31 protein-coding genes are annotated in these 19,204 nt (G+C 28.5%); 26 read left to right on the forward strand and 5 right to left on the reverse strand.

What is annotated here, in order from left to right:
• Positions 1–53 precede the first annotated feature (53 nt).
• The 8 genes from N5A56_RS04550 to N5A56_RS04585 all read left to right on the forward strand — a co-directional run bounded on the left by N5A56_RS04550 (position 54) and on the right by N5A56_RS04585 (position 7,162).
• A complete protein-coding gene (locus N5A56_RS04550; protein WP_476445304.1) occupies positions 54–1,007 on the forward strand; it encodes a hypothetical protein in 954 nt (317 codons plus the stop codon).
• A 315-nt stretch (positions 1,008–1,322) separates the two neighbouring features.
• Positions 1,323–2,132 (forward strand): hypothetical protein, encoded by an 810-nt coding sequence (locus tag N5A56_RS04555; RefSeq protein WP_265726182.1) that lies wholly within the window; start codon positions 1,323–1,325, stop codon positions 2,130–2,132.
• Between the two features lie 154 nt (positions 2,133–2,286).
• Positions 2,287–3,177: a leucine-rich repeat domain-containing protein gene (locus N5A56_RS04560; protein ID WP_265726181.1), complete on the forward strand. Its 891-nt coding sequence runs from the start codon at positions 2,287–2,289 to the stop codon at positions 3,175–3,177.
• 18 nt (positions 3,178–3,195) lie between these two features.
• Positions 3,196–3,510 carry an NAD(P)H-binding protein gene (locus N5A56_RS04565; protein WP_274270214.1) on the forward strand — a complete coding sequence of 105 codons (315 nt, stop codon included), beginning with the start codon at positions 3,196–3,198 and terminating at the stop codon, positions 3,508–3,510.
• 35 nt (positions 3,511–3,545) lie between these two features.
• Positions 3,546–3,923 (forward strand): NAD(P)H-binding protein, encoded by a 378-nt coding sequence (locus N5A56_RS04570; RefSeq protein WP_274270215.1) that lies wholly within the window; start codon positions 3,546–3,548, stop codon positions 3,921–3,923.
• Between the two features lie 188 nt (positions 3,924–4,111).
• Positions 4,112–5,371 (forward strand): amidohydrolase family protein, encoded by a 1,260-nt coding sequence (locus N5A56_RS04575; RefSeq protein ID WP_274270216.1) that lies wholly within the window; start codon positions 4,112–4,114, stop codon positions 5,369–5,371.
• Positions 5,372–5,634: 263 nt separating this feature from the next.
• Complete coding sequence (locus N5A56_RS04580; protein WP_265726178.1) at positions 5,635–6,270, forward strand: hypothetical protein; 636 nt, start codon at positions 5,635–5,637, stop codon at positions 6,268–6,270.
• 40 nt (positions 6,271–6,310) lie between these two features.
• Positions 6,311–7,162 carry an alpha/beta fold hydrolase gene (locus tag N5A56_RS04585; protein WP_265726177.1) on the forward strand — a complete coding sequence of 284 codons (852 nt, stop codon included), beginning with the start codon at positions 6,311–6,313 and terminating at the stop codon, positions 7,160–7,162.
• A gap of 176 nt (positions 7,163–7,338) precedes the next feature.
• Here N5A56_RS04585 and N5A56_RS04590 read toward each other — a convergent pair whose 3' ends face one another.
• The 5 genes from N5A56_RS04590 to N5A56_RS04610 are packed head-to-tail and all read right to left on the reverse strand — an operon-like array spanning position 7,339 to position 8,698.
• The gene (locus N5A56_RS04590) at positions 7,339–7,476 is read right to left on the reverse strand and encodes a hypothetical protein (protein WP_265726176.1); all 138 of its coding nucleotides are present in this window, start codon (positions 7,474–7,476) and stop codon (positions 7,339–7,341) included.
• A complete protein-coding gene (locus N5A56_RS04595; RefSeq protein WP_265726175.1) occupies positions 7,476–7,925 on the reverse strand; it encodes a BRCT domain-containing protein in 450 nt (149 codons plus the stop codon). Before N5A56_RS04595 ends, N5A56_RS04590 begins: the two co-directional genes overlap by 1 nt.
• 4 nt (positions 7,926–7,929) lie before the next feature.
• Positions 7,930–8,295 (reverse strand): hypothetical protein, encoded by a 366-nt coding sequence (locus N5A56_RS04600; RefSeq protein ID WP_265726174.1) that lies wholly within the window; start codon positions 8,293–8,295, stop codon positions 7,930–7,932.
• Between the two features lie 14 nt (positions 8,296–8,309).
• Entirely contained in the window at positions 8,310–8,456 is a 147-nt protein-coding gene (locus N5A56_RS04605) for a hypothetical protein (protein ID WP_265726173.1), read from the reverse strand.
• Positions 8,456–8,698: a hypothetical protein gene (locus N5A56_RS04610; RefSeq protein ID WP_265726172.1), complete on the reverse strand. Its 243-nt coding sequence runs from the start codon at positions 8,696–8,698 to the stop codon at positions 8,456–8,458. Before N5A56_RS04610 ends, N5A56_RS04605 begins: the two co-directional genes overlap by 1 nt.
• Before the next feature lie 95 nt (positions 8,699–8,793).
• On the opposite strand from N5A56_RS04610, the gene N5A56_RS04615 reads away from it, so the two are divergent.
• The 18 genes from N5A56_RS04615 to N5A56_RS04700 form a co-directional block, all read left to right on the forward strand.
• A complete protein-coding gene (locus N5A56_RS04615) occupies positions 8,794–9,006 on the forward strand; it encodes a hypothetical protein (RefSeq protein ID WP_265726948.1) in 213 nt (70 codons plus the stop codon).
• A 260-nt stretch (positions 9,007–9,266) separates the two neighbouring features.
• Positions 9,267–9,857 carry a helix-turn-helix transcriptional regulator gene (locus tag N5A56_RS04620; RefSeq protein ID WP_265726170.1) on the forward strand — a complete coding sequence of 197 codons (591 nt, stop codon included), beginning with the start codon at positions 9,267–9,269 and terminating at the stop codon, positions 9,855–9,857.
• 5 nt (positions 9,858–9,862) lie between these two features.
• Positions 9,863–10,243, forward strand: coding sequence for a hypothetical protein (locus tag N5A56_RS04625; protein WP_265726169.1), 381 nt, complete (start codon positions 9,863–9,865; stop codon positions 10,241–10,243).
• Entirely contained in the window at positions 10,230–10,460 is a 231-nt protein-coding gene (locus N5A56_RS04630) for a hypothetical protein (RefSeq protein WP_265726168.1), read from the forward strand. The genes N5A56_RS04625 and N5A56_RS04630 overlap by 14 nt, the downstream gene beginning before the upstream one ends.
• On the forward strand, positions 10,453–10,674 hold the full coding sequence (locus tag N5A56_RS04635; RefSeq protein ID WP_265726167.1) for a hypothetical protein: 222 nt from the start codon (positions 10,453–10,455) through the stop codon (positions 10,672–10,674). Before N5A56_RS04630 ends, N5A56_RS04635 begins: the two co-directional genes overlap by 8 nt.
• A 181-nt stretch (positions 10,675–10,855) precedes the next feature.
• Entirely contained in the window at positions 10,856–12,526 is a 1,671-nt protein-coding gene (dnaG, locus tag N5A56_RS04640) for a DNA primase (protein WP_274270217.1), read from the forward strand.
• On the forward strand, positions 12,435–14,441 hold the full coding sequence (locus N5A56_RS04645; protein WP_274270218.1) for a hypothetical protein: 2,007 nt from the start codon (positions 12,435–12,437) through the stop codon (positions 14,439–14,441). Before dnaG ends, N5A56_RS04645 begins: the two co-directional genes overlap by 92 nt.
• Positions 14,442–14,453: 12 nt before the next feature.
• On the forward strand, positions 14,454–14,732 hold the full coding sequence (locus tag N5A56_RS04650) for a hypothetical protein (RefSeq protein WP_265726164.1): 279 nt from the start codon (positions 14,454–14,456) through the stop codon (positions 14,730–14,732).
• Between the two features lie 153 nt (positions 14,733–14,885).
• Complete coding sequence (locus N5A56_RS04655; protein WP_265726944.1) at positions 14,886–15,065, forward strand: hypothetical protein; 180 nt, start codon at positions 14,886–14,888, stop codon at positions 15,063–15,065.
• Positions 15,066–15,205: 140 nt separating this feature from the next.
• Positions 15,206–15,385: a hypothetical protein gene (locus N5A56_RS04660; RefSeq protein ID WP_265726944.1), complete on the forward strand. Its 180-nt coding sequence runs from the start codon at positions 15,206–15,208 to the stop codon at positions 15,383–15,385.
• Positions 15,386–15,454: 69 nt separating this feature from the next.
• Complete coding sequence (locus N5A56_RS04665) at positions 15,455–15,697, forward strand: hypothetical protein (RefSeq protein ID WP_265726942.1); 243 nt, start codon at positions 15,455–15,457, stop codon at positions 15,695–15,697.
• A gap of 135 nt (positions 15,698–15,832) precedes the next feature.
• Entirely contained in the window at positions 15,833–16,153 is a 321-nt protein-coding gene (locus tag N5A56_RS04670; protein WP_265726941.1) for a hypothetical protein, read from the forward strand.
• 184 nt (positions 16,154–16,337) lie between these two features.
• Entirely contained in the window at positions 16,338–16,574 is a 237-nt protein-coding gene (locus N5A56_RS04675) for a hypothetical protein (RefSeq protein ID WP_265726940.1), read from the forward strand.
• 119 nt (positions 16,575–16,693) lie between these two features.
• Complete coding sequence (locus N5A56_RS04680) at positions 16,694–16,927, forward strand: hypothetical protein (RefSeq protein ID WP_265726161.1); 234 nt, start codon at positions 16,694–16,696, stop codon at positions 16,925–16,927.
• Between the two features lie 291 nt (positions 16,928–17,218).
• Positions 17,219–17,575 carry a YopX family protein gene (locus N5A56_RS04685; RefSeq protein WP_265726985.1) on the forward strand — a complete coding sequence of 119 codons (357 nt, stop codon included), beginning with the start codon at positions 17,219–17,221 and terminating at the stop codon, positions 17,573–17,575.
• 86 nt (positions 17,576–17,661) lie between these two features.
• A complete protein-coding gene (locus N5A56_RS04690) occupies positions 17,662–17,859 on the forward strand; it encodes a hypothetical protein (RefSeq protein ID WP_274270112.1) in 198 nt (65 codons plus the stop codon).
• 540 nt (positions 17,860–18,399) lie between these two features.
• Positions 18,400–18,792 (forward strand): hypothetical protein, encoded by a 393-nt coding sequence (locus N5A56_RS04695; RefSeq protein WP_265726983.1) that lies wholly within the window; start codon positions 18,400–18,402, stop codon positions 18,790–18,792.
• A 210-nt stretch (positions 18,793–19,002) separates the two neighbouring features.
• Positions 19,003–19,204, forward strand: a 202-nt coding sequence (locus tag N5A56_RS04700) for a DUF3850 domain-containing protein (protein ID WP_274270219.1), incomplete at its 3' end; no start/stop codon positions are given.

Here is a 19,204-nt window from a genome sequence, read left to right on the forward strand (position 1 = left end):
AAGGAATTGAAGATAAGGAAAGGGTAAATAAAAATACAGCGTATTATAAATCTGTGTTAGGTAATTTTTCAAGTTATAGAGATCATGATATTGTAGAGAGATTTAATAAATTTATTAATCAAAAACATGATTACTTTTTACGAACAAATGGTATTACTTATAATTTAGAATATAATAATAAAATTACAAAGAGTAATCAATATAATAGAGCCGTTTATAACGATAAAAACCCTAATTATCTTTATCCATATTTAGAAGGGTTACAAGATTTTGCTGTAAAAACCAACTTCAAAAAATTTTATAATAGTAATAAAGAGTATTACAGAAGCGTAGTTACAGAAATTAAAAGTGAAATTGACATTCCTAACATGTTAATATGGTTACAGGAAAATTTTCCTGATATAAAATATGAGTATCATAATATTATTGTATCACCATTAACAGGAAATACGCAGGGAATAATAATGTATGACAACAACAACTTTAAAGAATTACAAATTCATATTGGTTTACCTCATGTTAATAATACTAAAGTTAGTAGGCAAAGTGAGCTTATTGTAAAAGGAGATATTATATTCTCAGAATTAAACCATGGATATTTAAATAAAGAAGCAGATAAATATTTAAAAGAAATTAATAAAGCTCTCAACTCAAAAAGAAATTTACTAGTTACAAACAAATATGGTGTAGGCTATTATGGCAGATCTTCTGAACTATTTAAAGAGTATATGAATTGGGGTTTAGTAGCACTAAGATATATAGACAATTGCCCAAAAGAAGATTTAGAGTTATTGATGGAAAAAAATATAGCTTATATGAAAGAAAAAAGAGGTTTTAAAGTATACGATAAGTTCCAAAAAAATCTAGTTTCTCTTTATTTAAAACTTGATAAAAAAGAAACAGTTGCAGATTTATATCCACAAATAATTGAATGGTTTAGTAAATTGAAATCATTGGAAACTTCTGAACAATACTTAATTTTAGAAAAACAAAACAACAAAAAATAGTAGCATTTCTCTACCTGTTTAAAGACTTTAATCTCTTTTTAAAAAAATATTATTAGTACCTGTAATATTTGTAAAAAAAGGTTACTAAATAATAAAAGGAGCAATATCCTTAATCATTTTAAGTGCATAAAAACAACGATTCTAACACTTTAACTAACAAAACGAAACAGAAAACTTTATAAATAGGTTATAAATTAAACTTAAAAAATGCGTTTGTATACGTTTTTAACCTCTTTGTAATTACTAATCACTCGTTTGTCAATTAAATTTTAGAGATACTAATAGATATTATAATTTTGAACCATAATTAAATATATGAAAACTTACAAGTTATTAATCCCCATTGTAATTTTATGCTCACTATTCAATTCTTCCTGCACTACAGAAAACACAGAAAGCATTGAAAACAAAACATTTAACTTTAAAGGGAAAATTTTAGATGTACATAACATGCCTATTGAAAATGCTTCGATAGTTATTGGAGAAACTGAAGTATTTTCAGACGTAAATGGAAACTTCTACTTGAATGAGTTAGAAATATCTACAGACATAACAAAAGTAAAAGTTAAAAAAGAAGGATACATTAATGGCTTAAGACTATTAAGTGAATTAGAAGAAGAAAATAATATTGAATTATCTTTACTTAATAAACTAACAACAAGTATTATAAATCCTTTTGGAGATACAATAATTCATCTTCTTGGGCATTTTAGTCTATTAATTTATGACGGCCATTTTATAAAAGAGGATGGTAGTATTGTTTCAGAATTAATATTCCCTATAACTCATCACATATTCCCTTCTAATCCAATTTTAAATACCGTAATACCAGGTAACTACGAAAACAACGAAGAGATATTTGGTTTAGCATATGTTAGTTTAGAAAGAGAAGAACAGATTTTTGATCTTGCAGAGGGTAATTCTATTACTCTGCAATTTACAATAGAAGATTCAATGGTTTCAAATGCACCAGAAACTATAAATATATGGAACTTTAATGAAGAAACCGGAGACTGGTTAGTTTTGGGGGAAGCAACCAAAGAATATATCCTTAGTGGAGATAAATGGATATATAGAGCTCAGGTTTCTTCATTTTTAAATCCTTGGTTTAAAATTAAAATATAGCATTAAAAATTTCTTTTTAAGTTTTTAGATAAAATATAACTACTAGAAATAAAGAAAATAGCATACCAAAAAATAAATGGATAGAATTCATATACAATATCTTAAAAAAATTAATATAAAGTAAACATATTTCACAACTCAAAAAAAAAAAAAAATGAAAAAAAGATTTATTTATTTCGCATTTATAATTATCGGATTATCAATTACTTCATGTACAAAAGATAAAGTAGATGAAATTCCAACTATAGATTATGTATTAATTCCAGATAATAAATTTGAAAAAATATTAATTGAAACAGGAATAGATTCTGATAATACTTTAAACGGAAAAGTATTAAACTCAGATGTAGAATTCGTTGAAAAATTAGAACTTAATAGTTCTCAAATTGATAATTTAACAGGAATAGAAGCATTTATCAATTTAAAGAGATTACACGCTGCTGGAAATAATATTGAATCAATCGATTTAAGCGGAAATACTTTACTGGATACACTCGATTTAGCTGGTAATGCTTTAGAAACTATAGACGTTTCTTTAAATACAAAATTAGTTTATGCTAATGTTTACGCTAATTTATTAACCTCAACTTCTGGTTTTTCTAACGCAACTAATTTAGATTATTTAAGCTTATCTTTTAATTATTTAACAGAATTTACAATCGAAAACCCAAGTTTAAAAAGTTTATTAATTGACAACAACGACATTACAAGTTTCGATGCTTCATTAGCAACAAATTTAGAAGGCTTGTTAATTACTTCTAATAAACTAGAAACTTTAGATTTATCAAATAATTTAAAGCTAAAAACATTACAAATTGCAGATAATAAGCTTACTGATTTAAGTTTAGAGTATAATAATAATTTAACCTACTTAAGTTGCTCATCGAACTTTTTAACTTCTTTAAATATTGATAATCTTATAAATTTAAACTTTTTATACGCACAGAACAATCCAGATTTAACTTGTATTAAAATTTCTAATACTCAGAATATACCAACTATAAGTTTGTCCGATTATCAAGAAGTAAATGCTAATTGTAACTAATCATCAAAATAATTTGTAATGAAAATTTTAGTAGTTGGAGCGAGCGGAGCAACAGGAATGCATGTAGTAGAGCAGCTTTTAAAGAAGGGACATAAAATTAAAATCGTTGTTAGGTCTATAAGTAAACTCCCAGAAAATTGGATTTACAATTGTGATATTAGAATTACTATTGCAAGTATTTTAGAATTAAGTAAAGAAGAAATAAATTTACTAGTAAAAGATTGTGATGCTGTTGTTTCTTGTTTAGGTCATAACTTAACCTGGAAAGGTGTTTATGGCCAACCAAGAATGTTAGTAAAAGATGCTGTAAAAAAATATGCAATGCTATTATAGAAAACAAGCCTTTAAAGCAAGTTAAATTTGTATTAATGAATACGTCTGGCAATAGCAATAGAGACTTAAACGAGCCTATTTCATTTGCTCAAAAATGTGTAATATCTATACTCCGTTTACTGTTACCACCACATGTAGATAATGAAAAAGCAGCAGATTATTTAAGAGTAAAAATTGGTCAAAATCATAAATTTATTAATTGGTCTGTTGTAAGGCCAGATGGTTTAATAAACCAAGATATAGTTACCAAGTATGAGACATTCCCTTCTCCTACTCGAAGTGCCATTTTTAATGCAGGTAAAATAAGTCGTATTAATGTTGCTCATTTTATGGTAAATTTAATTCATAATGATATTTTATGGTATAATTGGAAAGGTCAAATGCCAGTTATTTATAACAAAGATTCTGAGTAGTTTAAAAAAGTATTTATGAAATATATTAAAAAGAGTATAAAAATATTTTTTTGCTTGCTTTCATTAATCGTTTTTACAATAATCATTTTTCTTGCACTTGATGCAAAAAACACTTCCTACTTAAAAATTAAAAAAATTCTAAGTTAAATGTAAATACTTATTTGATTAAGAATATTAATGTGATACCGATGCATAAAGATACTGTTTTGGCAAATAAAACAATATTTGTACACAATGGTATTATTAAAAATATTGAGAGCAAAATTATAGTGGATGATATTGAAATAATTGATGGAAAGAATCAATTTATATCACCAGGATTAATAGATATGCATACACATTTATGGGACAAACAAGAACTAGGATTATACCTTGCAAATGGAGTTACTACTATTAGAAATCTTTGGGGATACTCTATGCATTTAAGGTTGAAGGATAAATTACAAAAAAATAAAATTATTGGGCCAATGTTATTTACTTCTAGTCCAAAACTTACTAGTAAAGATGACTTCGGAGATGATAAAGTACAAATAGAAACTAAAGAGGAAGCAAAAAAGTTAGTTATTGATTATAAACAAAGAGGTTTTGATTTTATTAAAATTTACGCTGGCATAAATGAAGATATTTATAAAACTATAATCAATCAATCTAAAAAATCTGGTATTTCTATAATTGCTCATCCTAGTAGAGAAATACCTTATTTAGATCAATTTAATTCTCAGGTTGCTAGTTTAGAACATGCCGAAGAAATTGTTCAACAAGCTCTTAACTACGAAATTGATAGTTTAAAATTACCCCAAATAATTCAGAAATTTGTAGATTCAAAAAAATCTTTTTGTCCAACAATAACAGGCTTTTATAAAATCTATGAAATGTTAGATAAAGGAGAAGAAGTTATAAATAATGGCGATATAAATTACATGAACCCTTTAATAAAAACTGTAGACAGTAAAGTACAATATAATAGATGGGCAAATGAAAAAACAAATAACAGTTCTATTACAGAAACTATTTATAAACAGCATTTATTTCATTTATATATCTTAAAAAAGATGAATGAAAAAGGCGTAAATATTATAAGTGGTACTGATTCCGGAATTGGAATTACAGTTCCTGGAGCTTCTATACACCAAGAACTTTCATTTTATAAAGAAGCAGGTTTAAGTAATTATGATGCTCTTAAAACCGCAACTATAAATCCTACTAAAACACACAAAGAGTTCGAGCAAATGGGATCTATACAAAAAGGTAAATTCGCTAACTTTATTGTGACTAAGAAAAATCCTTTAGTAAATTTGAACGAGCTAAAAAAACCAGAATGGATAATGGTAAATGGTAGAAAAGTTGATAAAATAACTCTAAATAAATATTCTCAGAATGCAAAAAACAGAAACAATATGGTTGTTACTGCATTAAGATATCTTGAGTATTTATTGGTAGAAAGATAGTAAGATAAACTGTGTATTAAATTTATTCTATTTCGAAAATTTACTGAACGAAAATTTTGAAATTGACTTAATCTCTCTTCCTGCAACTGAAAACCTTAAAAACATTCGAAAAAAAATCATGTTTTTGAACACCAAATTCCGTATGCTTTAATTACCACATATCTAGGTATAACTAATAGTTCTACAAATAATTTATCATTTTATCATTTGTTAATGCAAACTTTATTCTAATAAAATAATTTTGCTTCATAAATATAAAAAAAATGATAAAAAAAATTTATGCTATAGTTTTTGCTTTTACAAGCCTTACTCTATATAGTCAAAAAAGTAAACATTTAAGATTGTATGCAGATTTTGGTGTTCAATTTAACAATTCAGAATCTAGTTTTAATTCAAGTTTACCATCCAATTACTCACCGTTTCAAATTGGTGCTGGTAGTAGTTATAAACTTGGTTTTTTTTTAATAGGAACTGAATTTTATACATCTAAAAACAAATTAAATGACGAAATCTACAAATCAGATTATCGTGAATTTACCTCAACAATATTTCTAGGTTTCGACTTATTAAGATCAACTAATTTTGCTATTGAACCTAGTATTGGTTTATCTATGACAAACAAAAGCCTCATCCTTTATAATTTCCAAGACATTAGCACACAATCTTTTAATACAGAGCAACTTGGTATTTCTCCCCGTATTTCATTCACAAAATTTAGCAGTAAAAATACTAGTATTGGACTTAAATTAGGATTCAATTATGCATTAAATAATTATGATTGGAACAATGGAATAGATAAATCAAAAACAAATTATTCAGTAAATAGACTAACCCCATTTTTACAATTAAGTTTTGGTGGTAAAATTAATTTATCAAAAAAACTAAAAGCTAAAAACTAATCATAGTAACAATTTAAAAATAATCCAAAAACCACATAAAATGAATTTACTTTTAGATAATAACGGAGATAAGTTATACACAACAATTTATCCAAATAAAGGTAAAGAAACTGTTATTTTATTACATGGTGGACCAGGTGTACCAGACAATTTGTTAGCTGTTGCCAAACTTTTAACAAAACGTTTTCAAGTAATTTCATTTCATCAAAGAGGTACTAAACTTTCCCCAAACAAGAGTAATAATTATTCAATAGATAAATATTTAAGCGACATAGAAACTATAAAAAATCATTTTAGTTTATCGAAAATTCATTTATTGGGGCATTCTTGGGGAGGTTTGTATGCGCAAATTTATTCAGAAAAATATCCAAAGAACCTATTAAGCCTAGTATTATGTTCGTCAGGCTCAGGTACAAATATTGAGTGGAAACAAACTGAAAAAGAAGCAATGCAATTTAATAAATCTAAATCTAGTTTTGGCCAATGGTCTAAAATGGGCTGGAATAGTTTTGTTGGAGCAATGGGAAATGATAAAGCTTATCAAAACCTATTTAAACAAGTTATTAAAAACTATAACGTTGATTTTAATTCTAGTAATAAAGAAATTAGTGGTTTTTCTTTAGAAAATGTAAAAGCAAAGCCAATAAATAAAACTAGAAAAGAAATAATAAAATACCCTCTTTTACAGAAACAGATACACATTAAATATCCTATTTTAATTATGTATGGAGAAAACGACATTTATAGGAAAAGTAAAAAATTTGTAACTAATCGTTTTCCAACAGCTAAGGTGAAATATATTAATAAGAGTGGACATTTACCGTGGTTGCATAATCCTAATGAGTTTAAAACAATATTAAATAGTTTTTATAATTCTATAAAGATTGAATAACTTTAAATTGAATTCAAATAAAAAGCCTCATTAACAAATTTGTTAATGAGGCTTACTTTGTAGCGGGAACTGGACTTTATATCCTGCCCAATTACTCCTTACATCGCTGTTTTTCAATTAATTACAATTGGCTAATTTTATTATTTTTAGGTTTTTTGAGCCGAATATGAGACGTTTTAAAAACTACTTTCTCCTTTGTTATTAGAGGTTTGCGGCTTATCTATTTTTTTTGAAACCTCATTTTTTAGCACTTTTTCAATATCTTTTGATAAATTCCCTTCTTTATTTTCGGTAAGTTTAAATGTGATTTTCATTATTCAAATAATTCAATAAATTCTTGTTCGCTTAAAACCTTTACTCCAAAATCTTTAGCTTGTTCCAGTTTTTTCCACCCTGCTCCTTCCCCAGCAATAATAAAATCAGTCTTTTTTGTTACATGAGTATCATTATCTCCTCCTACATCTTTAATCATTTGCGCTATAGTTTTACGCATTCCAAAGTTTTCAAACACACCTGTTACAACTACTTTTTTATTATAAAATAGATGCGACTTATCTTCAATATCAAGATTTGGTTTCTTTAAGTCAGTAGAGTATTTTTTAGTTACGCCTTGGGCAACTATCTCCCAACTAAAGCTGCTAACTTTCTTTTTTGTTCTTTCTGGACTATTTATTAAACCTTCTTCATACCAATAATCTAAAATATCATCTACACCAACATCATATTGTTTAATAAAATCATCCAATTTGTTTTTCCATTTCATTATTTTAATTTTTAAGTTTTTCTAAATCCATAGTAAAAATTACTTCAATACCTGTTTTAGTACAGGTTAAAACAACTTCTTTTTCTAAATATATATTTAAATCTTCTCCACGTAAAGCTTGCCATTGAGCTAAATAGTTTAATGCTCCATACTTAGATTTTAATTTTAATTGTTTATCAGAACCTCCTTTATAACTCAATGTAGGTAACTCTCCTCTTTTGGCTTTTTCTGCTAATTCTGGTTGCTTCATAGCTAAATTTCTACCAATCTCATAGTTTTTTATTAAACCTTTATCTTCTTGCATCCAAGTTTGATTCCAAGTAAGATTTTCTCTTTCTGGTGTAGTAAATTTCCAATTAATTTCACTCATTTTTTCAATTCAAATTAATAAGAAACGTGTTTATTATCTTTTTTTAAATTGTTATTAGATTCTAATAAACCAATAACTTTTTTACTTAAATCTCTATTTTCTTCAAGCACTTTTAAATACTTGTCCTTATAACTATTTTCGTAATTATGGGGTTCTTCCATTACTCTTTTTTCTTTTTCTTTTTCTTTTTTTCCTCACCAGTGATTAACCAATGTAAATTAACATCTGGAAAATTGGTATAAAATTTTACTATTGCATCAGAATTTAAAGAACGATTGATAGCATTTCCCTTAAAACTACCATCAGTCATTTCAATTATTTTATATAATTTTTCATAACTAACTCCTTGTTTTTTAGCAAATTGCCTTAACCTTTCCTTTATAGATGTATAATTTTTTACCATTTATTTTGTTTTATAGTATAATTTTATACTATATTTGCGTAACAATACCGTAACAAGGTAATTAATTTAATTAATAAAACAAATAGGGTTTTTCTATGATTACAGAAGGTGAAAATAAAGAGATTAGAGCTGTTTTAGACTTTAGATATACGCTAGATGTGCAAAAAAAGTTGATTGAAAAAGGCAAATTCAATAAAAACGGCAAACCTTACTCTAGGGTACAAATAAGAAATACAATGTCTGGTATTCCGCATGCAATTATAGAAGATGCAATTTGGGAGTTATATGCAGAAAAAAAGCAATTATAACAGCGCGAGAAAAACTCTTAACTGCTTAAAAATACGTTCAATGGTTTTATAAAAGTTTCCATTACCCTAAAAAACTTTTTCTTTTTCATAGCTGGAAACAGCTTTTTTTCCACACTCTATTAATTTGGGGGAATTCTATTAGAGTGTGGTTTTAATAAAAATTAAATAAAGTGCAAAACAATATAAAAATAGTATTCACAAAAAAAGCCGATTGCTAGAACAATCGACTTTATAAACATTAATCACAAAATCTTAAACCTATGATTAACGCAGCAAATTTACAAAAACCCTTTAGAACTCACAAAAGAGTTGCAGGCACAATGCCGTTTGATTCTAATATAGAATTTATTGGCATACCATCTACACAAGAAGTTATTTGGTTTCAGTATGGCAACCAGCATTCATTTAATACAGTACCTAAAATTGTTTTAAAACAATTACAAACTAAATTTTTTAGCGACTCTCCTGCGGTTAGAGATTTAGCAAAAATAGATGCTACTCTAGAACGAAAGATAGAAATATATACCTACTTCTGTTTTGGTGATGCAGATTTTACTCCAGATGTTATAGATGGCATTTTACAACCATCAGAAAACTTTAGACACAGTGTAGATTGTATTTCTTTAAAATGGAAAACCAAAGACATAACAATAGGTAAAACAGTTTTAAATAGTAGAGACATAAAAATTACAGACTTAATATGGAATGGTTACCCAGATAAGTACATAGCCAATGTGTTAAACATTACTATGTCTACTTATGACTATCATAGAAGAAATCTTTACAGAAAAGCAGGGGTAACCAACAAAGCAGATTTTATTAATAAAGTAACTGAAGAACGCATAAACTAAAAACAATGGAAAAATCAACCAATCAAATACAAGCAGAATTAATAAGATACTATCAGCAAAAAGACGCTTTAACACCTCAAAAAGAATCTTACCTCCAGTTAAATAATGTTGAAGGATACAATATAACAATGTTGCATTATGAAGAAACCATTACAACCTTACGTAACCAACTCAAAAAAGAAATCCCTTTAGACTCCAAGAAATTGACACCAAAAGAGCAAATGACATCACAGTTAAAGGTGCAATTGAAATCGGAAAAGCAAGCAAAAAAGCTTGTTGATGAAATTTTTAGCAATCAGAAATTTATTTTCATAGAAAGCCAAAAACCAAAAACGGTTGGCGATTATTATAACAAATATTTAGCAAGAAACGATGCAAGAAGTTAACAAATATCTAAAAGTAAAATACACTTGTAAAGGCTGTAAAAAGGAGGTTACAAAGCGTTTAATTGTTACTGTAAAAAAGCCTTTAAACACTACTGATTTAAATTTTAGTGTACTTAATAATCCAGATAAACTAACCCATTGCAGCAAGTGTACAGAAAAGAGTTTTGATGTAGCATATTCATTTTATCACGTAGAAAAACTTATAACTAATGGTTAAAGAAATTAAAATAGAAGTAAATCCGAATTTAGCAAACGGTCAAATAGGAATTAAATGTACTGCAGATAAAAAACTAACGGTTGCAGATGCAATTAGGGTATTAGAATCTTTACACATGCAATATATAGAGCGTTTAAAAACGTATTGCCAAACAAATAAGATAGAGGAAACTGCAGAAATGGAAACTATAACAATTAATCATTTAACACCATGAGCAGAAAACCAAACTTAGTTAAGAATCTGCAAATTGTTAAGATTCATTTTACAATACCGAAAAAAGAAAAAAGGGTTTTGTTGCCAGATAAATTTTGTTTTGATAATTACCCAAAAAGAACACAAAAAGGTTTAAAAAACCTAAAGAAACTAGGTTATCATCTACAAATTATAATAGCATAATGAGATATACAAAAACATCAATAGAACGTGTACAAGAAGCAGATATTCATAAAACTATAGAAAATTTTGTTGCCTTAGAAAAAAGCGGTTCTGGTTACCAATGTTGTTCTCCTTTTACAAATGAAAAATCACCTTCTTTTAAAGTGAAACCAAGCGACCAAATGTTTAAATGCTTCTCTTCGGGTATTGGTGGCGATGGGATAAAATTTGTAATGCAGCATGAAAATGTAGAATTTATAGAAGCAATAGAAATTATTGCTAAAATTCATAATATATTTTTAGAAAAAGAAGAAGTAACTCCAGAAGTACAAAGGCAAATAGACCAAAAAAGCCTAATGTACTCACTTACTCAAAAAGTTGCCAGAAGTTATGCCAATGCTTACAAACAATTAGCACCAGATCATTGGGCAAAAGAAAATCTAAAAGAACGTCAATTTGATACTGACTGTATAATGGATTTTGAAATTGGTTATGCAGCAGCAGATAATAAACTTTCTAATTGGGTAATTGATAACGGAACTGTAAACACCGCTAAAGAATTAGGTTTATGTAAAACGGACAATAACCAAACTAGAGATTTTTTTAGAAACCGAATTATTTTTCCTATTCATAATGAAAAAGGAAGTGTTATTGGTTTTGGTGGACGACAATCTAACGACCCAAATTTAAACAAGTCTTACAAATATTTAAACTCTACAAAGAGTTTAATTTATGATAAATCTGCCGTTTTATACGGTCTATTTCAAGCCAAACAAACAATTAGTAAAATAGGTTCGGCAATTTTAACAGAAGGTTATACAGACGTTATTGCAATGCATAAAAACGGATGTAAAAACACTGTTGCATCTTGCGGAACGGCTTTAACAGACAGACACGCACAACTCTTAAAAAAATATGCAGACGAAGTAGTTTTATTAAGAGACGGAGATGAAGCTGGTTTAAGAACTATGCTTAAAAAAGATGGCGATATAGATATTTGTTTAGCACATGGCTTAAAAGTATCTATTTGTTTGTTGCCAGATGGAGAAGATCCAGATACGTTTTCTAGAGCACAAGAAAATATGCAAGATTGGATAAACAGCAATAAGTTAGACGCTGTTTATTATAAAGTGTCTCAATACGATTTAATTAGAGATAGATACGAAGCAGATGTAACTGCTATGAAAGAATCGTATCAGCTTTTAATTGCAGACGAATTATCTAATAAAATTGATTTAAAACAATTAGAAAAAGACTTTACAGTTAATTTAGTTTCTTTAAAAGATTTAGATAAAGAAGCATTTGCTAAAGCTAAAGAAAGCAACAAAACTTTAGAAAGTGTATATAAAGATGAATTAAAAGAAGCAAAAGCAACTAATAAAGAAGTTGCCAAAAATATAGCCACTTTAAAAGCAGAACAAACCAAGGAATTAAAAGGAATTCAGAAAACGGACACTTATAAAAAGTCTTTTGCAGTAACAGATATTGCAAACACACTTTTTAAAATAAAGCACGAAATAAACCGTGCAGACTACGTTAAGCAAATTGCCAAAACGTTAAAAATTGCAACTACAGCGTTAAAAGCAGAAATAGGAAAGTTTGAAATTGCAGCTGCAGAAGAAGAAAAAAGCAAAAGAAAAAGACGGAACACTTTATTCTACCAGAAACTTAAAATTACCAAAAGGTGGTAATATGGAAGAGTATTTAGAACACGGATTTTTAACTATTGGTAACCAATTTCATTTTCCTATTAACGGGCAATTTATAGAAGGTACAGATTGGAAGTTTGAGCCATTATTCCAAATAATGGGAGACAAAGAAAACAAACGTTTAGCCGAAATAACCAACACTGCCAATCAGAAAAAGATTATAGAATTCGATTCTGAAATACTATCAAGTTTTGGCGAGTTTAGAAGATTCCTTTTTAAATTAAACGGTTTCCTTTTTTATACGGATAACGGAATTAAAACTGAACATTTCGACAGATTTGTAAGAAGATATAACAGACAGTTTCAACCAGCATCAGAATTACTAACAATGGGTCAAAACCCTAAAAACTTCTATGCGTTTGCAAACGGAGTTTATTGGCAAGATAAATTTAGACCGGTTAATAAATTCGGAATAATGAATTTAAAAGGCATTGATACTTCAGACGGAGAATACAACGAGAAAATAGATAACTATTATTCTCCTGCCTTTTCTGTAATGCATAAAGACAACCAAGTTGGTGATGATAAGTATGAGAATGACAGATACTTTGTATATAAAGAATCTCCAATTACTTTAAACGATTGGATGGATAAAATGCAATTGGTTTTTGATGAAAAAGGCATCTTTGGAATCCTTTTTAATTTTGGAGCCTTATTTAGAGATTTATTTATAACACACTATTCTTCTTTTCCGTTATTAGGTGGTTTTGGAGAAACTGGTTCTGGTAAATCTGCCTTTGGCGAAATAATTCAGAACTTCTTTTATTACAGAATGGCAGGTGTAGATTTAACACAAGCAACATCTTCTGGACTTTCTAAAACGTTAACCAGGACCACAAATACAGTTGTTTTTTGTGATGAATTTCAAGACAAAACCATAAAACCAGATTTAGCCAATTTAGTAATGGGAGGTTGGAACGGAAACGGACGTGTAAAATCTAAAGACGTTGGAAGTACAAGAACAACTGTAGAAAAGATTATGACAGCCATTTATTATTGCGGTCAGTTTTTACCAACTTATATGGATGGTGGTTTAGCAAACAGAACTATGAGTCTGTATTTTCAGAAAACAGAAAAAAGAACATCAGAAGAGAAAGAAAACTTTACAGATTTATTAAATGTTACCAACGAAGGTATTAGCAGTTTAACATCAGAAATATTACAATACAGAGCTTATTTTTCTAAAAACCTACCAAGAACTTTTGCAGAAAGTGAACGTAGCTTAAAAGCATTATTAAAAGAAGAACAATATGATGACCGTGTGTTTAAAAACACCACAATGATACATACAACGTACATGATTTTAAAGGAAAAAATAAAGTTTCCTTTTACAGAAGAAACGTTAAACAAACTTTGTGCTAACTTAATTATTGAGAATTCAGAACAAATTAGAGATACTTCTGCCTTAACAGAATTCTGGAGTATTTTAACCTTCCTTTTTGAAAGCAATAAAATTAAGGACCACTTACATTTTAGAATAGACAAAAACACAGATTTTAAAGTTCAAGGAGAAAAACGCACACAATTTACTCACAAAAACGAAAATAACGATCAGATTTTATATTTAAGATTAAACGCTGTTTATCAATTATATAATAAAGAAGCAACCACAAGAGAAGGTGTAGACGTAATAGGTATTTCTACCATTAGAAACTACCTACACTCTACCAAAGAATTTATTGGTTTAATAAAAGGAAAACGATTTGGAAAAGCAGGGAGCCCAAGTTGTTATGCTATAAACTACACAGCTTTAAAATCAAAAGGTTTACTAAATTTAATTGAAGATAATTCGCTCTACGAAAAAGAAAAAGGAGAAGCAGTTGCTGCAGAACCACAATTAGCTGCACAATCAGCAAATAAACCACAAGGAGAAGAACCAGACGATTTACCTTTTTAAAAACTGAATATTATGCCAACATTAACAGCAATGCAACCACGTCCATATATTTTTCCACGAGCAATAGCTAAAGTGGAATTAGTTCAGGCGCTACCAGAAGATTTACAAGTGTATGATCCAGTATGGGGGAAATACATTTTAAGAATCGGTTTAATTTATTGGCATCGCTCTGAAGTTTCTGGAAAACTAGAAGGCACACCGTTTGTTATTACAAAAGACACAGATGTAACAGAATTAAAGAATATGTTAGATAGACAAATGATATGGATTTCTAAAAATGCTTTTAATTAAAGTAAAAATATAACGGTTTTGTATAAAAATTGAAGCCGTAAATAGGTAGTAAGATTGAATTAAAAAATAATATTAATAAACGAGCATAAGCCACTAATAAGACACTACAACAGGCTTTTGTTTTTATACTTTGTTGTAGTGCGTTTTTAAATTATGATAGAAGTTATTGAGATAAGTTTTAAAGAAATGGAAACTCTAATTTTATTACCTAACCAATTTAAAAATATGCTACAAGCCTCACAAGATTACGGGTTTTCATTATTAGGAGGATGGAAATGTAGAAGAAAGAAAATAAAAATAGAAGACTTCCCTAAAAATGAATGGTGTTGTTAACGGTTTTGTATAAAAATTGAAGCCGTAAATAGGTAGTAAGATTGAATTAAAAAATAATATTAATAAACGAGCATAAGCCACTAATAAGACACTACAACAGGCTTTTGTTTTTATACTTTGTTGTAGTGCGTTTTTAAATTATGATAGAAGTTATTGAGATAAGTTTTAAAGAAATGGAAACTCTAATTTTATTACCTAACCAATTTAAAAATATGCTACAAGCCTCACAAGATTACGGGTTTTCATTATTAGGAGGATGGAAATGTAGAAGAAAGAAAATAAAAATAGAAGACTTCCCTAAAAATGAATGGTGTTGTTAATGCACTACAACGTAACGCAGATAAGCATAGTTTTTTAATGATTAAACAATAAATAAAGTAAATTATATTATGAGTAATAAAGCAAAAATACAAGGAATCTTAATGAACTGTAGCCAAAAAAGTGTAATTGGTTGGAGTGTAGAAGAAAGTGATTTTGAAGCAGTAGCCGAAGAAATAATTAAAAAATTAGGTTTATGTGATGTTGTGGTTAGTGATGCCGACATATACTTAGCTTCGTCTGAGGATAATGTTGATTTGTTAGACAGTAGGGGATTTAGACAAGGCGCAAAATGGTGTAGGAGGCAATATTAACTACAACGTTAAATCTATGAATAGTAGCGATTAGATAAGCACAGAATTAAGGATAAAAACAAAACAATATAAACCAACACTAAATAAGCGATAAACTCGCTATTATTTATAGATAGTGTTATAAGCAGTTTTTTTATGATATACATAACTTACAGAAATTCAAATTTTGACGACAGTAGAACAGTACATAATGTATGGTCTGTAAAATGTGATAACGTTGAAGAAAAGTATATTGAATTTATGCACGAAAAGGCAAAAGAAATTAACGTAATAATAAACCCTCATTGGCTTAATATTATGAATTGGCAAGACCATAATAATCATTTAAGCATTGGTGAGTATGGAAACAAAGAAAAGCAATGGAACAAGATTAAAAGACAATGGAACATAGATAAGTTCATTTCTGAAATATTGAAAGGATATAAAGAATATTATCGAAATGTTATACGGTTCTGAAATTGCTTATAACGTGTTGTATAAATAACGTTGCGTTTAGAAAAACAAAAATTAACGATTATAAATAAAGTAAATTAATATTAACAGACCTTTGAAATAAGCCAAAATAGCAATGTTTTTTATACAGTGTTACCCACTTTTTAAAAAGCCGTGCGTGAGGTACGAGGGCAAATACATACAGATTATGATAACAACAGAACAATTTTATGTTAATTACGAATTTTCAGATGAAAAAGTAAATGATATCGGAGAATTAACAGAAGATAGAGTAATTGAATTATTAAATGCTTTTTATGAATTTAAAATAAAAGAAGAAAATGTTTTAGTAATTAAAAAATTTGAATGCGAAAAACAAGGTTCGATGCGAGTTCCTCCTTGTATAGACCAATGTAATTATTGTAAAATGGCTAACGATTATTAAGCAGTAAGAGTGATTCGGCTTTTTACATTGTGGGTAACGTTACACATATATGAAACGTAGCCTTAATAAACCGAAACTTTGAATTAAAAACAACATTAATAATTAAACATTTTTAAGCGATGGCAAAAACAAATAGTTACTCTTATAAAGTAAAAGACGGAAGAATGCACGGAATATTTAATATCTATCAAGATAGAAAAGGTGCTTTAAGAATTGTAATGGGAAATAGTCATACTGAATTAACTTTCCAGCAAATAGTTGATTTAGGAATTAATGTTCATGCCTTAATTGACTTTGAGTACAATGATTTTATGAATTTCTATAACCAAAAAGCGGTGGCAGAAAATGTTTAATTATGAGCAAACAGACACGAACAATCGAATTAAGCACAAGCCTAAAAGCTATGTTTTATATATGGTGTTGTAGTGTCGTTTGCCAACTAAAGCATTTGAGTGAGTTTCCATAAAGGCAAATGCACTACAACGTTTCATTTATAAGATTAGTGGCGTAAATGAAGCGGTAACACAGTAAATAAGCTACTAATAAACAATTAAAAACAGAATATTAATAAAAAACAGAAAGCTAGCCATTAATTTTATAAGGTGTTAGGGCAAGTACGGTAATTAAACTAAAATATATTTAAAATGAAAAATAGAAAAATAGAATTTAGAGCTTTCTCTAAAAATAAGATGTATTATTTACCCGTAATTAACGGGGAAAACAAGAATTGGTTACAAATTGATAAAACAGGAGTTAGTGTTGGCACTGAAAATGGATTAATTCTTGATTTTCAACTTATGCAATTTACAGGTTCTTTTGATAAGAATGGAAAAAAAATATTTGAGGGTGATATTTTAAAGGAGGTTAATTTTGGATATACATATGAGGTTATTTACAAAGATAATTCTTTTGTATGTAATTCAGATATTGGTATTTCTCCTCTGTTTGAAACAGAAAATTTTGAGGTCGTAGGGAATATTTTTGAAAACGCACTTACTTAGTATTTGCCCTAACGGATAGTAATATGAAAAGTTGCTGATTTAGCACAAAAATTAATAAACAAACAAAAATAAAAAACGATTAAATTATGACAGTAAAAGAATTAAAAGCGGAATTAAATAAATACCCTGAAAATATGGATGTATTTATAGCTGAAAGAAAAACAGATTATACTTTTGGATTATTAAATAGTGTTACTAAACGAGAGGTTACTTTTAGCGAAGACCCAGATTATGTAACCGAATTAAATGCAAAAGACGATGTTTTGATTTTAGACGAAGAGTAGTTTTTTAGTTGCTTCGGAATAAGTAATAAACTTAATTAAAATGAACTGACCCCAAGCAATTTTTTATATTACGTGTTAAGTACTGGTTGCCTAACACGTAATGCTTGGTTTTTGAAATGGCAACTTGTACTTAACGGATTACGGCTATGAGTAGTGCCGATAAACTACTTTAATTTAATAAATAAGCACTTATGAAAGATGTTATTTGGAGAAATGGAACTAATTGGGATAGCTTAATTAATTCTAAAAAAGACCAAGAACTATGGAATGACCTTAGTTGGTAAGACTTAACTAAGGCATTACTTATAGCCTTTGTTATTGTTAGTGTTTGGCTTGATTTACTTAGGTGAACTTTACAAAAGTTACGGTATTACTGCTAATTAGCACACGCTCTATGACTTTTGAGCCAAATATTAACTCTAACGGTTAGCTATATGGCACGTAATTTAAAAAATAGCGGTTGATTATGCATCGTAGCAAGGGTTGCTTTTCGCAACTGTTGCGGCAACTTTAATTATTAACTTTACAAAAAACAACATAATGGAAATACAAGATTTTAAAGATAAGTTAGACAATAGAGATTTTTGGGGTGTAAATTCTAAAGAGGTTTTTGATGTTGCTCATAAATGGGCAGAAGAATCAAACAATGCTTCATTAAATAACTGCAAATGGTCTTGGGATTGTGGTTTGAAGTTAGATTATGATGGGGATATTTGTTCTATAAGTTCAAGATTTTACCCACCACATAAATCTTCTGCTGAATATGGTTTATATAGCGGAACATTATCTGTTTATGTTTTTGAAACAGAGGTTTTTGAGAAAAAGTTTGAGGAAAAAACATTAGATAGCTTAAAAACGACTGTCGAGTATTATGTTTCTGGATTAGAGGATAAACTAAAAGCTAATTTAATAGCAATGTTTAAAGAGGCTTAAAACTAAGTTAGTAAAGCGGTAGGCGGACAAAAGGCAATGTGCTACTTTTCGTAGCTCTTTGACTTAGCGTTGGAAAAGAGCGCAAAGGCTTTTTGAATTATGGGCTATATAGCGTGTTGTGGTGTCGTTTGCCATACACGTACAGCTTGGTTTTTAAAAAGGCAAATGCACTACAACGAATAGTAATAAGAACTTTAATTAATACGGAATATGGAACACAAAATTAAAATATTAGAAAAATACGCAAGTGAACACCTTAAAGGTATAAAGCCTTGGGAATTGCGAAAAAACGATAGAAACTATAAAGTTGGAGATACAATTGAATTTGAAATAGTGGACGAAGCAGGGAAAAGGAACGGAATTAAATATCTCAGGCTAATCACAAATATACTACACGGTGGTGTTTACGGAT

Source organism: Polaribacter ponticola (genome assembly GCF_026191475.2).
GTDB lineage: Bacteria > Bacteroidota > Bacteroidia > Flavobacteriales > Flavobacteriaceae > Polaribacter > Polaribacter ponticola.

What these genes read in the sequence shown, in the direction of transcription:
- N5A56_RS04650 (WP_265726164.1), top strand. Translation starts at nt 14,454, where the DNA reads ATGCCAACATTAACAGCAATGCAACCACGTCCATATATTTTTCCACGA.
- N5A56_RS04560 (WP_265726181.1), top strand. Translation starts at nt 2,287, where the DNA reads ATGAAAAAAAGATTTATTTATTTCGCATTTATAATTATCGGATTATCA.
- N5A56_RS04635 (WP_265726167.1), top strand. Translation starts at nt 10,453, where the DNA reads ATGGTTAAAGAAATTAAAATAGAAGTAAATCCGAATTTAGCAAACGGT.
- N5A56_RS04665 (WP_265726942.1), top strand. Translation starts at nt 15,455, where the DNA reads ATGAGTAATAAAGCAAAAATACAAGGAATCTTAATGAACTGTAGCCAA.
- N5A56_RS04675 (WP_265726940.1), top strand. Translation starts at nt 16,338, where the DNA reads ATGATAACAACAGAACAATTTTATGTTAATTACGAATTTTCAGATGAA.
- N5A56_RS04600 (WP_265726174.1), bottom strand. Translation starts at nt 8,295, where the DNA reads ATGAGTGAAATTAATTGGAAATTTACTACACCAGAAAGAGAAAATCTT.
- N5A56_RS04580 (WP_265726178.1), top strand. Translation starts at nt 5,635, where the DNA reads ATGATAAAAAAAATTTATGCTATAGTTTTTGCTTTTACAAGCCTTACT.
- N5A56_RS04585 (WP_265726177.1), top strand. Translation starts at nt 6,311, where the DNA reads ATGAATTTACTTTTAGATAATAACGGAGATAAGTTATACACAACAATT.
- N5A56_RS04595 (WP_265726175.1), bottom strand. Translation starts at nt 7,925, where the DNA reads ATGAAATGGAAAAACAAATTGGATGATTTTATTAAACAATATGATGTT.
- N5A56_RS04680 (WP_265726161.1), top strand. Translation starts at nt 16,694, where the DNA reads ATGGCAAAAACAAATAGTTACTCTTATAAAGTAAAAGACGGAAGAATG.
- N5A56_RS04590 (WP_265726176.1), bottom strand. Translation starts at nt 7,476, where the DNA reads ATGAAAATCACATTTAAACTTACCGAAAATAAAGAAGGGAATTTATCA.
- N5A56_RS04660 (WP_265726944.1), top strand. Translation starts at nt 15,206, where the DNA reads ATGATAGAAGTTATTGAGATAAGTTTTAAAGAAATGGAAACTCTAATT.
- N5A56_RS04565 (WP_274270214.1), top strand. Translation starts at nt 3,196, where the DNA reads ATGAAAATTTTAGTAGTTGGAGCGAGCGGAGCAACAGGAATGCATGTA.
- N5A56_RS04695 (WP_265726983.1), top strand. Translation starts at nt 18,400, where the DNA reads ATGGAAATACAAGATTTTAAAGATAAGTTAGACAATAGAGATTTTTGG.
- N5A56_RS04570 (WP_274270215.1), top strand. Translation starts at nt 3,546, where the DNA reads ATGAATACGTCTGGCAATAGCAATAGAGACTTAAACGAGCCTATTTCA.
- N5A56_RS04555 (WP_265726182.1), top strand. Translation starts at nt 1,323, where the DNA reads ATGAAAACTTACAAGTTATTAATCCCCATTGTAATTTTATGCTCACTA.
- dnaG (WP_274270217.1), top strand. Translation starts at nt 10,856, where the DNA reads ATGAGATATACAAAAACATCAATAGAACGTGTACAAGAAGCAGATATT.
- N5A56_RS04690 (WP_274270112.1), top strand. Translation starts at nt 17,662, where the DNA reads ATGACAGTAAAAGAATTAAAAGCGGAATTAAATAAATACCCTGAAAAT.
- N5A56_RS04655 (WP_265726944.1), top strand. Translation starts at nt 14,886, where the DNA reads ATGATAGAAGTTATTGAGATAAGTTTTAAAGAAATGGAAACTCTAATT.
- N5A56_RS04630 (WP_265726168.1), top strand. Translation starts at nt 10,230, where the DNA reads ATGCAAGAAGTTAACAAATATCTAAAAGTAAAATACACTTGTAAAGGC.
- N5A56_RS04625 (WP_265726169.1), top strand. Translation starts at nt 9,863, where the DNA reads ATGGAAAAATCAACCAATCAAATACAAGCAGAATTAATAAGATACTAT.
- N5A56_RS04670 (WP_265726941.1), top strand. Translation starts at nt 15,833, where the DNA reads ATGATATACATAACTTACAGAAATTCAAATTTTGACGACAGTAGAACA.
- N5A56_RS04620 (WP_265726170.1), top strand. Translation starts at nt 9,267, where the DNA reads ATGATTAACGCAGCAAATTTACAAAAACCCTTTAGAACTCACAAAAGA.
- N5A56_RS04685 (WP_265726985.1), top strand. Translation starts at nt 17,219, where the DNA reads ATGAAAAATAGAAAAATAGAATTTAGAGCTTTCTCTAAAAATAAGATG.
- N5A56_RS04605 (WP_265726173.1), bottom strand. Translation starts at nt 8,456, where the DNA reads ATGGAAGAACCCCATAATTACGAAAATAGTTATAAGGACAAGTATTTA.
- N5A56_RS04575 (WP_274270216.1), top strand. Translation starts at nt 4,112, where the DNA reads ATGCATAAAGATACTGTTTTGGCAAATAAAACAATATTTGTACACAAT.
- N5A56_RS04615 (WP_265726948.1), top strand. Translation starts at nt 8,794, where the DNA reads ATGATTACAGAAGGTGAAAATAAAGAGATTAGAGCTGTTTTAGACTTT.
- N5A56_RS04610 (WP_265726172.1), bottom strand. Translation starts at nt 8,698, where the DNA reads ATGGTAAAAAATTATACATCTATAAAGGAAAGGTTAAGGCAATTTGCT.